7 protein-coding genes, 1 other RNA gene, 2 pseudogenes and 1 other annotated feature are annotated in these 11,502 nt (G+C 52.3%); of the genes and pseudogenes, 2 read left to right on the plus strand and 8 right to left on the minus strand.

The window, feature by feature from the left end; all coding sequences use genetic code 11:
• Positions 1–27: 27 nt before the first annotated feature.
• From dnaX to tadA, 3 genes and pseudogenes are all read right to left on the minus strand, one after another.
• Positions 28–1,707 (minus strand): DNA polymerase III subunit gamma/tau, encoded by a 1,680-nt coding sequence (gene dnaX / locus I656_RS09310; RefSeq protein ID WP_012820425.1) that lies wholly within the window; start codon positions 1,705–1,707, stop codon positions 28–30.
• Between the two features lie 117 nt (positions 1,708–1,824).
• Positions 1,825–2,089: signal recognition particle sRNA large type (gene ffs / locus I656_RS17830), an RNA gene on the minus strand.
• Positions 2,090–2,127: 38 nt separating this feature from the next.
• A pseudogene (gene tadA, locus I656_RS0115340) lies at positions 2,128–2,651 on the minus strand (tRNA adenosine(34) deaminase TadA).
• A gap of 58 nt (positions 2,652–2,709) precedes the next feature.
• Between tadA and I656_RS09305 the strand changes: the two are divergent.
• On the plus strand, positions 2,710–3,996 hold the full coding sequence (locus I656_RS09305) for a LysM peptidoglycan-binding domain-containing protein (RefSeq protein WP_033005372.1): 1,287 nt from the start codon (positions 2,710–2,712) through the stop codon (positions 3,994–3,996).
• A 220-nt stretch (positions 3,997–4,216) separates the two neighbouring features.
• Here I656_RS09305 and serS read toward each other — a convergent pair whose 3' ends face one another.
• The 5 genes from serS to guaB form a co-directional block, all read right to left on the minus strand.
• On the minus strand, positions 4,217–5,491 hold the full coding sequence (serS, locus tag I656_RS09300) for a serine--tRNA ligase (protein ID WP_033005375.1): 1,275 nt from the start codon (positions 5,489–5,491) through the stop codon (positions 4,217–4,219).
• A 53-nt stretch (positions 5,492–5,544) separates the two neighbouring features.
• Positions 5,545–5,765, minus strand: a binding site (T-box leader).
• A gap of 9 nt (positions 5,766–5,774) precedes the next feature.
• Positions 5,775–6,365, minus strand: a complete 591-nt coding sequence (gene pdxT / locus I656_RS09295) for a pyridoxal 5'-phosphate synthase glutaminase subunit PdxT (protein ID WP_020754769.1) — start codon at positions 6,363–6,365, stop codon at positions 5,775–5,777.
• Positions 6,366–6,389: 24 nt separating this feature from the next.
• Positions 6,390–7,274, minus strand: a complete 885-nt coding sequence (gene pdxS, locus I656_RS09290; RefSeq protein ID WP_020754770.1) for a pyridoxal 5'-phosphate synthase lyase subunit PdxS — start codon at positions 7,272–7,274, stop codon at positions 6,390–6,392.
• Positions 7,275–7,404: 130 nt separating this feature from the next.
• Positions 7,405–8,763: a serine hydrolase gene (locus I656_RS09285; protein WP_011229526.1), complete on the minus strand. Its 1,359-nt coding sequence runs from the start codon at positions 8,761–8,763 to the stop codon at positions 7,405–7,407.
• Between the two features lie 104 nt (positions 8,764–8,867).
• On the minus strand, positions 8,868–10,334 hold the full coding sequence (guaB, locus tag I656_RS09280; RefSeq protein ID WP_011229525.1) for an IMP dehydrogenase: 1,467 nt from the start codon (positions 10,332–10,334) through the stop codon (positions 8,868–8,870).
• Positions 10,335–10,459: 125 nt separating this feature from the next.
• Between guaB and I656_RS19880 the strand changes: the two are divergent.
• Positions 10,460–11,438, plus strand: a pseudogene (locus tag I656_RS19880) (YaaC family protein).
• The last annotated feature ends 64 nt before the right edge of the window (positions 11,439–11,502 follow it).

The raw sequence follows: 11,502 nt of genomic DNA on the forward strand, positions 1-11,502 counted from the left end.
CCTAACGGGAATGCTCCTTTAAACGGTTTATTCTTTAATTTCGATCAGCTCTTCGCCAAACAGCCGCTTCGCTTCGGCGATTAACGGATCTTCTTCGCTTTTTTCCACCATGGCGTCCTTATTGCGGATGAACTCTTCTCTTATTTTTCCCCATTCTCCCTCCGGAATGGCTACCATTTCAAAGCGGCGGTTTGTCAGCTCAAACAAAATCGCTTCGACGTTTTCTTTGACCGAACTTGTGGGATCGGTCGCCATTTTGCAGTGGATTTCGTATTTGAATTTTAATACAAACGCTGAGGCGCTCGCTGCAACCGGCTCGCTCTCTTGCAGCAAGGCAGCGTGCGACACTTTATGCTGCCGTTTCAACGTGTCGAGCACATCCGCCCAGCATCCTTTCACCAAAGCTAAATCTTCATGCGTCGCCTGTTTCAACAGCTCGTAAATGCGGCCAACCGGGGCTTTATATCCCCCCGTTTTCATCGGTTTGGACAGTTTTTTCACCGGCGCGGCGGTCGACGGAGGGGCAGGCGGTTGTTCCTTCAGGCGCCGCAATTCCGCCTCCAGCGTTTCAATCCGCTTTATCAACGGTTCCAACTCGGAAGCCGACAGCGACGGGGCGGCGGCTGATGGATGGCAAAGTTTCACAAGCGCCACTTCCAACAGAAGGCGCGGGTGGTTTGTCCACTTCATCTCTTGCTGGCTTTTGTTCAGCAACTCGATGGCCTCGTATAAATTGGAAACCGGAATCATTTCCGACAGTGAAGTGAACGCTTCGTCAACGACAGCAATTTGAATCGCTCCCTCCACATAGGGAGCGGTTTTGTACAGCAATAAATCGCGATAGTACAAAATCAAGTCTTCAACCAAACGATGCGGATCTTTCCCTTGCGCCATCATCGTTTCCAACTGCTGAAGAACCGCCGCTGTATCTTTGCGGTGGATGGCTTCGATGAAGCTCGATAAGGCGGCAAATGATGCAGCCCCGGTCATCGCCAGCACGTCGTCGAGCCGAAGTTTCCCGTCGCTGAACGAAATGGCTTGATCAAGCAAGCTGAGCGCATCGCGCATCCCCCCGTCTGCAGCACGGGCGATGGCGGACAATGCCTCATCGGACGCCTCGACACCTTGGGCGCTTGCGACATACTTTAGCCGTGAAACGATCGCCGGAAGCGGGATGCGGCGAAAATCGAACCGTTGGCAGCGGGAAATGATCGTCGCCGGAATTTTGTGCGGCTCGGTCGTGGCCAAAATGAAAATGACGTGTTTCGGCGGCTCCTCCAACGTTTTCAACAGCGCGTTAAACGCACCGATCGACAGCATATGCACCTCGTCGATGATATACACTTTGTAGCGGGCCGACGTCGGCGCAAATTTCACCTTCTCACGGATATCACGAATTTCATCGACGCGGTTGTTGGAAGCAGCGTCAATTTCCAGCACATCGGGAACCGTTCCATTCGTAATGCCGAGGCAAGCTGGACACTCATTGCATGGCTCCGCCGCTGGCGCCTGTTCACAGTTGACCGCCTTGGCGAAAATTTTCGCTGCGCTCGTTTTTCCTGTACCGCGCGGGCCGGAAAATAAGTAAGCGTGCGATATTTTATGTTGAAGCAGGGCGCTTTGCAACGTCTTGGTCACGTGTTCTTGGCCGACCATGTCCGCAAAGCGCTGCGGCCGAAACACGCGATATAACGCTTGGTATGCCACGGAAAACGGCCCTCCTCTTTCTCTCGTCCTATCTATTATATAACTTCCTATTGCAATTTGAAATAACAAAAAACCCACTCGCCATGAGTGGGTTTTGTTCCCTATCGCTATGTAAGGCCGTGCACCTTCTGTCGATTAGCTGCCCCGAGCGTTGCTCAAGCAGTTAGCTCAGCCCAGGCGTCCCCGCGGCACATGGGAGCATCCGCTTACTGCTGCTTCCTTCCGGACCTGACAGGGTTCACGGAATCCCATTGCGCGGGACCCAGACGTCAACACCACTTGCTTGAGACAGGCCTCGCAACAGACTAACCTCGAGAAGGAATTCAGCCTCGCTAGAGCGGATTGCGAGTACAGGGCACCGCTACCTCCCCGCTTAGCACGGCACTATCAGTATAGCTCGTTAGCGGAAAAAATGCAATGTCAATCGACGGAATTTTCGTTGGCACTCCCGCCAACATTTCTCTTTTGTTCGCGCAATCGTCGAAAAAATTGGCTCAACAGCGAACCGCACTCGTCAGCAAGCACCCCGCTTACCACCTTAACCTGATGGTTAAATCGGCTTTCCTGCAATAAGTTCATCAATGTCCCAGCGCACCCTCCTTTGGGTCAAACGCGCCAAATACAACCCGTTCGATGCGGGAAAGAACAATGGCGCCTGCGCACATGGCGCACGGCTCAAGCGTTACGTACAACGTCGCCCGCTCAAGCCGCCATGAACCGGTTGCCCGGCATGCTTCATCGATTGCCAAAATTTCTGCATGAGCGATGGCGCGTTGTTCGGTTTCCCGCAAATTATGAGCGCGGGCGATGACGCGGCCGTCTTGAACGATGACAGCGCCGATCGGCACTTCGCCGATCTGCTCCGCTTTTTTTGCTTCTTCCATTGCCAATCGCATGTAGTACTCGTCGGTGTTCATCGTATACCCCTTCACACAAACGGTCATTTCTCCTTTCTTTTCATCATAGAATATGGAGAATAAAGACGCAACTAGGAGGTCAAGTATGCAAATCCACGTAGTGCAGAGTGGACAAACGTTAAGTGGAATTGCTGAGGCATACGGGACCACGGCGGAAGAAATTGTCCGGGCCAACAAGCTTCCAAACCCTGATAAACTCGTTGTCGGCCAGGCGCTCGTGATCCCGATCGTCGGTCGTTTTTACTGGGTGCAGCGCGGCGAAACGTTATGGTCGATTGCACGCCGATTTTCGATTCCGATGCAGCGGCTTGCCGAAGTGAATCGCCTCTCCTTAAACGCTCCGCTTAAGGTCGGGCAGCGGCTTTATATACCGCCCGGCGCCAAGCGAAGAGCGGAGTTTAACGCCTATATTGAACCGCGCGGCGCGACTGTCAGCCCAGCGCTGGAGGCGAGCGCTCGCGAAGCCGCTCCGTATTTGACTTATTTGAGTCCTTTTTATTTTGCGATCCGACGCGACGCGACATTGCAAGAGCCGCCGCTTGACGACTTTCCGGATATTGCCCGCGCCAACCGCGTCACGCTCGTTATGGTTGTCGCCAACATTGAAAACGGGCAGTTCAGCGACGAGCTCGGCGCGCTTATGTTAACAAACGAAACGCTGCAAAATCGTCTGCTCGACAACATTGTCGCGACCGCTAGACGGTATGGCTTCCGCGACATCCATTTTGATTTTGAATATTTGCGCCCGGAAGACCGTGAGGCGTATAATGCGTTTTTGCGCAAAGCGAAACGGCGGTTTGCACGAGAAGGGTGGATGATGTCGACCGCCTTGGCGCCGAAAACGAGCGCGACCCAGCGCGGACGTTGGTACGAAGCACACGACTACTGCGCCCATGGACAAATTGTCGACTTTGTCGTGATCATGACGTATGAATGGGGCTACAGCGGCGGGCCGCCGATGCCGGTGTCCCCGATCGGTCCGGTCCGCCGCGTTCTCGAGTACGCCATCTCTGAAATGCCAGCCGGAAAAATTTTGATGGGGCAAAACTTGTATGGCTACGACTGGACGCTGCCATATGTACCCGGCGGCCCGTACGCCCAGGCCCTCAGCCCGCAGCAAGCCATCGCCCTCGCCGCAAAGTATAACGTTGCCATCGAATACGATACGGAGGCGCAGGCACCGCATTTTCGCTATCGCGACGAAAACGGACGCGAGCATGAAGTATGGTTCGAGGACGCCCGCTCCATTCAAGCAAAATTTAATCTCGTGAAGGAACTTGGTTTGCGCGGGGTCAGCTATTGGAAACTTGGCATTGATTTTCCACAAAACTGGCTGCTGATCGCTGATCAATTTACTGTTGTAAAAAAATAAAGGCATAAAAAACCCGCCGGTCAACGGCGGGTTTTTTTATGATGGGAAACGGCTTTCGGCGGTCAGCCGTTTCAGATGACAATCTCCTCTTATGCGCGTCAGTCCTCTTCATCATCGTCTTGGCCAAGAACAAGATTTCTTGTTCCTCATTGCCAACGTCATTCACTATAACACGGCAGTCGGGAAAAGTCAACCAACGATTTGCCTCAAGCACCTTTTTTCAGCGAATGACGTCCCGATTCCCCATGTAAGGACGAAGCGCTTCCGGAACGATGACCGAGCCGTCTTCTTGCTGGTAGTTTTCCAAAATGGCGGCGACCGTCCGCCCAATGGCTAGCCCCGAACCGTTTAATGTATGCACGTACTCCGGTTTCGCTTTTGGATCGCGACGGAAGCGGATGTTGGCACGGCGCGCTTGAAACGCCTCAAAGTTGCTGCACGACGAAATTTCCCGGTACGTTCCGTAACTTGGCAGCCAAACTTCAATATCGTACGTTTTCGCCGCCGAGAATCCAAGGTCTCCGGTGCACAAGGCGACAACGCGGTACGGAAGCCCGAGCCGTTGCAAAATCGTCTCTGCCTGGCGCGTCAGCTTTTCCAATTCATCGTACGAGTCCTCCGGCTTTACGAATTTTACCAGCTCGACTTTATTGAACTGATGCTGGCGGATCAGCCCTCTCGTGTCGCGGCCGGCCGACCCGGCTTCCGCGCGGAAGCAGGCGCTGTAGGCCGCATAGTAAATCGGCAAATCATCTGCGGCCAAAATTTCGTCGCGATGCAGGTTCGTCACCGGCACCTCAGCGGTCGGAATGAGGAAATAATCTTCGCTGTCCAAATGGAACGCATCCTCGGCAAATTTCGGCAACTGTCCGGTTCCGATCATGCTCGCCCGGTTCACTAAATATGGCGGCAACACTTCTTCGTAACCGAATTCATCGAGATGGATGTCAAGCATAAAGTTGATGAGCGCCCGCTCAAGCCGCGCTCCTAACCCTTTATAAAAGACAAATCGGCTTCCCGCCACTTTGGCGGCTCGCTCAAAGTCGAGCAAACCGAGCCGATCGGCGATTTCCCAATGCGGCTTCGGCTCAAAGGAAAACGAACGCGGCTCCCCCCATCTCCGCACTTCGACATTGTCCTCTTCCGACTGGCCGACCGGTACGGATTCATGCGGAATATTTGGAATCGATAACAACAGGGCGTTGAGTTCCTCTTCCAGTTGGCGAATGTGCTCATCCATTTGCTTAATGCGGTCGCCGACTTCGCGCATTTGGACGATCAGCGGCTCCGCATCCTTTTTCTCGCGCTTAAGGGCGGCAATTTGCTGCGACACATCATTGCGTTTGCTTTTTAGCTCTTCCACCTCAGCAATCAAACGGCGGCGTTCTTTGTCCAACTGTTCAAACCGGTCGATGTTCGCCAAATCTCCGCCGCGCTGCATTAGTTTTTCTTTCACTTCTTCAAACTGGGCGCGCAATATTTTCACATCCAGCATGGCTTTTACCTCCTTTTCCATTCAATATTATACATAAAAAAGCCCCCGTCCCCAAAAGGGACGGGAGCGACCCCGCGGTGCCACCCTTATTGAAGGCTTGCGATGCCTTCCCTTTTTGCCGTTCACGGCGGCTGCCGAAAACGCCTACTGACCCGCTTTGGCGTTCAACGTTTTGCTCGAGGATGGATTCACAGGAGCTCCCTGCCGGTTTGCACCACCCACCGGCTCTCTGAAAGAAAGGGGGTCTGCTGCTTGTTCCTCTCATCGCTTTCGCTTGATCACTTTACTTAAGGCTTGACGTCATTTTCGCTTCTTTGACCATGTTGAGAAAGTATTGCATCAATCGATGATCGTCGGTCAGCTCTGGATGGAACGAGCAACCAAGAAACTGGCCTTGCCGGGCCGCGACAATGCGGTCATTGTATGTCGCGAGGACATCGACCCCGTCGCCGACCTCGACAATGTGCGGAGCACGGATGAAGACGCCGACAAACCCGTCGCCGACACCCTTAATCGACAGCTCCGCCTCAAAGCTTTCCCGCTGCCGACCGAACGAGTTCCGCTCGACTGTAATGTCCATTAATCCTAAATGTGGCTCGTCATAGCCGACAATTCGCTTCGCCAGCAAAATGAGCCCGGCGCACGTACCGAACATCGGCTTGCCGGCAGCGGCAAATTGCTTGAGCGGCTCCATCAGCCCATAGCGGTCGATGAGCCGCCGCATCGTCGTGCTTTCGCCGCCCGGCAGCACAAGACCGTCCAACCCTTCAAGCTGCTCCGGCTTTTTCACGATGACCGCCTCGGCGCCGCACGCCTCAATGGCGCGAACATGCTCCCGCACAGCTCCTTGCAGTCCAAGTACACCTATTTTCATCGTTGCTTTGCTCCTTTATTTAGCTTACCAGCCGCGTTCTTGCATCCGGTGCTCCGGCAACAATGTCGCGATATCGATGCCGCGCATCGCGCCGCCCAATCCTTTCGACAAGTGTGCGATCAATTCATAGTCTTCGTAATGAGTCGTCGCCTCTACGATCGCGCGCGCGTATTTTTCCGGATTTTCCGATTTGAAAATGCCAGACCCAACAAAGACACCGTCCGCACCCAAGTGCATCATCAAGGCAGCGTCAGCCGGTGTCGCGACACCGCCGGCGGCAAAGTTGACGACCGGCAGGCGGCCAAGCCGCTTGATCTCGCGCAGCACCTCAACCGGAGCCCCGAGCTGTTTCGCCTCAGCGACAAGCTCATCTTCGCTCATGTTGACGACTTTGCGAATTTGCGCGTTCACTTTGCGCATATGGCGCACGGCCTCAACAATGTTGCCTGTCCCCGGCTCTCCTTTCGTCCGCAACATCGATGCCCCTTCTGCAATGCGGCGCGCCGCTTCCCCTAAATCGCGGCAACCGCACACAAATGGAACGGTAAACTGCCGTTTGTCAATATGGAATTCCTCATCAGCCGGCGTTAATACTTCGCTTTCGTCAATGTAGTCGACACCAAGCGCCTCTAAGACACGCGCCTCAACATAGTGACCGATCCGCACTTTCGCCATGACTGGGATCGAAACGGCCTTCATCACTTCTTCGATCACCGTCGGGTCGGCCATGCGCGCGACACCGCCAGCGGCGCGAATGTCCGCCGGGACGCGCTCGAGCGCCATAACCGCGACAGCCCCTGCCGCTTCAGCGATTTTCGCCTGTTCTGCGTTCACGACGTCCATGATGACGCCGCCTTTTTGCATTTCCGCCATGCCGCGTTTGACGCGGTCCGTACCTGTCAATGCCAACGTTGATTCCCCCTATTCCTAATCCTTATGCTTTGCGAGGCATGCAAAAGGACGATTCCACTGTTTTATTTTACCTCAATTTTTACAAAAATCACAATGGAAAAAAGCTCCCCATCAAGGGGAGTCGATTCTACAGCCAGCCTTTCACTGTTTTGGCGACGCTTGTCCATAAATCAACAAACAGTCCGCCGACCGCGCGCATCGAAAGAACAAACCAATTGGCTTTTTCGACTTCAGCTGTTGTGACAAGCGGCACACGGATGTTTTTTTGCATGTCTGGGCTTAAGAAGGCAAGGGAGTCGTCCCCTTTATATTCGAGCGTCATATATCCAACCGTTTCCCCTTTTTTCAAAGGGGCGACTAGCTTTCCTTCTTTTGTCATTTTTTTCTTGTCCAACACATATACAGGTTTGTATTGTTTTTCCTCGCCGTTTTTCACAAGCAGATCCAGATTCTTTCCTGTCGCGACACGAACCTCTTTTTCTTTCCCTTTCACGACCGGAAGTGTTTCTTTTCCTTTCAGCTGGTACCCTTTTGGATAAAGCGTCTCGAGGGAGTATTGGTTGAATCCGTAGTTAAATAGTTTTTCTGTCTCTTTAAAGCGCGCCTCTTTTGTTGTTTTCCCACTCGCATCTTTCGCGTTCATGACAACCGAAATCAAGCGGACGCCGTTTCGTTTCGCCGTCCCGGTGAAACAGTTGCCGGCAAATTCCGTATAGCCGGTTTTCAACCCGTCTACACCTTCGTATCCGTACACAAGCCCAGGCAGCATCCAATTCCAGTTGTCCATTTTGATTTCATCTTTTGTTCCTTCCCGGAATACTTTATGAGGAATGCTCGCTGTTTTCAGCACTTCGGGATGATCTTTCAGCAACCGGTAGGCAAGCATCGCCATCGCACGTGCGGACATGACGTTTTCCTCATTTGTGCTTGTCCCTTCTGGATGGAATCCTTTTAAATCCTTATTGCTCAACCCTGTGGCATTGACAAACTTATAATCTTTCAGCCCAAGCTCTTTCGCTTTGTCGTTCATCATTTTCACAAAATTTTTCTCCGATCCAGCGATGATCTCAGCAATCGCGACCGTTGCCCCGTTCGCCGAATAAATGGCCATTGCCTCGTACAGCTCACGCACCGTATACTTGCCATCTTTTCGCAACGGGACATTGGACAGCGCCCGGTCTTGCGACAGCCGGTACACGTAATCGCTTGGCGTGTACATTTGATCCCATTTGACGCGCTTCGCCTTAATGGCGTCAAGAAGCAAATACTCGGTCATCATTTTCGTCATGCTGGCAATCCCAAGCACCGTATCGATATTTTTTTCATACAAAATTCTTCCCGTTTGTGCATCCACTAAAATCGCAGCGTCCGCCCGGATGTCAAGCGGGGCGCTTTCCGCCTTCACCGTCTGTTGAAACGGACCAAACGTTAAACAAAGGCAAATCGACAGCAACCAAAACAACCAGTTTTGTTTTCTCCTCCTCACAATGACACCCTCCTCACACAACCGTTATTGTAACATACCGTCGGCCAAAAAAATAGACGGAGGACATGTCTCCGTCACAGTTGAGCCGATCGGCGCAACTCCGATCAAAAAGCAGAGTAGTTCGGCGCTTCTTTCGTAATTTGCACGTCATGCGGATGGCTTTCACGGAGCCCCGCGCTCGTCATGCGGATAAACTGCGTTTTTTCGCGCAGCTCTTCCAAATTGCGGGTTCCACAATAGCCCATGCCGGCGCGCAACCCACCGACAAGCTGATAAATCGTGTCGGCAAGCGGCCCTTTGTATGGAACGCGTCCCTCGATGCCTTCCGGGACAAACTTTTTCGCATCTTCTTGAAAATAGCGGTCTTTGCTGCCGCGCTCCATGGCTGCGACCGATCCCATGCCCCGGTACACCTTGAAGCGGCGGCCTTGATAAATTTCCGTCTCACCCGGGCTTTCGGAAACACCAGCAAGCAAGCTGCCGAGCATAACCGCATGCGCCCCAGCCGCGATCGCCTTCACAATGTCGCCGGAATATTTGATCCCGCCGTCAGCGATGATCGGGACGCCATGTTTGCGCGCCTCAGTCGCACAGTCGTAGATCGCCGTAATTTGCGGCACACCAACCCCGGCGACAACCCGGGTCGTGCAGATGGACCCCGGACCGATTCCGACTTTAATAATGTTCGCCCCAGCCTCAATCAAGTCGCGCGTCCCTTCAGCTGTCGCGACATTGCCGGCGATGATGTTCAAGTCCGGGTATTGGCGTCGGATGTTGGCCACCGTCTCTAGGACGCCTTTCGAATGGCCGTGCGCCGTGTCAACGACAATGACATCAACCCCTGCCTCAACAAGCTTTTTGACGCGAATCATCGTGTCCGCCGTCACCCCGACGGCCGCCCCGACAATCAGCCTCCCTTTCGCATCTTTCGCTGAATTCGGGAATTCAATGACCTTTTCAATATCCTTGATCGTAATTAATCCCTTCAGCACACCGTTTTCATCAACAAGAGGCAGTTTTTCGACCTTGTGTCGCTGCAAAATTTTCTCTGCTTCCTCCAACGTTGTCCCCACCGGAGCAGTGATCAAGTTTTCCTTCGTCATTACCTCGGAAATTTTAATCGAATAGTCTTGAATGAAACGCAAGTCACGGTTCGTAATAATGCCGACCAATTTTTGCTCCTCGGGGTTGTTGACGATCGGCACCCCCGAGATCCGATATTTACTCATTAAGTGTTCTGCATCATACACTTGATGATCCGGCGTTAGGAAAAACGGGTCCGTAATGACGCCTCGTTCCGACCGTTTCACCTTGTCGACCTGCTCGGCCTGCTGTTCGATCGACATATTTTTGTGAATGATGCCAAGGCCTCCCTGACGCGCCATCGCAATTGCCATCTCCGCTTCGGTGACCGTATCCATCCCAGCGCTGAGAATCGGGATGTTCAACTGCAGCGTATCGCTCAACTTCGTGGTTACATCAACATCGCGCGGCAATACGTCCGACTTCGCTGGGATGAGAAGAACATCATCAAACGTCAATCCTTCCTTGGCGAATTTCGCTTCCCACATGTTTTCTCCCCCTTGTCCGGAAATATTATTAGTAGCTTAACAACTGGTTAAACTACTGTCAAGGAATCAAGAAAATGTCCAACTTTTCAGTTATTTCAAGACAATTCTATGTAAGGGGGGTAAAAATGTTCGGAAATCACGGTCAACTGTTTCGCCTTTCTGTTTTCCGCTCGGCCGATACTGCGCAGCAATTTTTGCGGCAATGCTATCAACAGCTGCAGCGGGATGACGCCGTCCAACGCAGTTATGCAAACTGTTACCCATTTTTATATTATCTGGAACACGGGCAAAACTTTTACGCCGCTGCCCAGCAGGCGCCGCTGTCCATCAAGCCGGTTCTCTTGTTTTACGGCATGGTGCAGCTCTTAAAAGCATGCCTGCTCACTGTCGACCCCGACTACCCGGAATCAACATCGGTCTTGGCCCATGGTGTATCAGCAAGAAAACGAAAAAAACAGGGCTACGAATTTTTAGATGATGAAGTGAAAATACAAAAAAACGGTTTATTCGCACATTTTTCTGAAAAAATGTTTCATGTGAAACAAGAAGCTGGGGAAAAATTTCGCATGGGCACGCTGTTGCAACGAATTGGCGAGTTGCATGAAACGTTTTTTCTTCTAAGCGGGCGAAAAAAAACCGTTATCCTTGCCTGTTGTACATACTGCTTCGCCGCCGATGCTCGCCATCCCAAAAGTGATTTTGGACCACTACCATATGTCGTTGTCCCGCTTTGTCCAATATCTCTGTGAAGAAGGACAAGGAAAGCGGCTTTCGTTCGCCAAAGAAGAAGGAGAATTTCTGTATTTTCATATAGAATCGCCGCTGTCGCCGGCCGGAGAAGGTCCGTTTTTATTCCATCTTGACGGTACACTCCGAATTCCAGTCAAGAAAGAGAAAACATTCTCGCTTCCAGAAATACACGCCCATTACTTGTTGCTGTATAACTTGAGCATGATTTCGCGCTATGAGACGGAATGGTGGAGCGAGCTTCTCCATTCTTACCCAAGCAAGGCATACACTTTTATTCTTGAGTTTCTCTCCGTGTCGGCGGAAAAAGTGCCGTTGCTGCTTCATGAATACTTAATGCGGAAATTTTTGGGTTGAATCAAATCAAAAATCCCCTGCTGTATATACAGCAGGGGATTTTCGCCTAGCAGCGACCTACTCT

The organism is Geobacillus sp. WSUCF1 (genome assembly GCF_000422025.1).
Taxonomy (GTDB): Bacteria; Bacillota; Bacilli; order Bacillales; family Anoxybacillaceae; genus Geobacillus; species Geobacillus zalihae.

Excerpts from the sequence above, each read along its gene's own strand:
- I656_RS09305 (WP_033005372.1), top strand. The coding sequence starts at position 2,710 with ATGCAAATCCACGTAGTGCAGAGTGGACAAACGTTAAGTGGAATTGCT.
- serS (WP_033005375.1), bottom strand. The coding sequence starts at position 5,491 with ATGCTGGATGTGAAAATATTGCGCGCCCAGTTTGAAGAAGTGAAAGAA.
- pdxT (WP_020754769.1), bottom strand. The coding sequence starts at position 6,365 with ATGAAAATAGGTGTACTTGGACTGCAAGGAGCTGTGCGGGAGCATGTT.
- guaB (WP_011229525.1), bottom strand. The coding sequence starts at position 10,334 with ATGTGGGAAGCGAAATTCGCCAAGGAAGGATTGACGTTTGATGATGTT.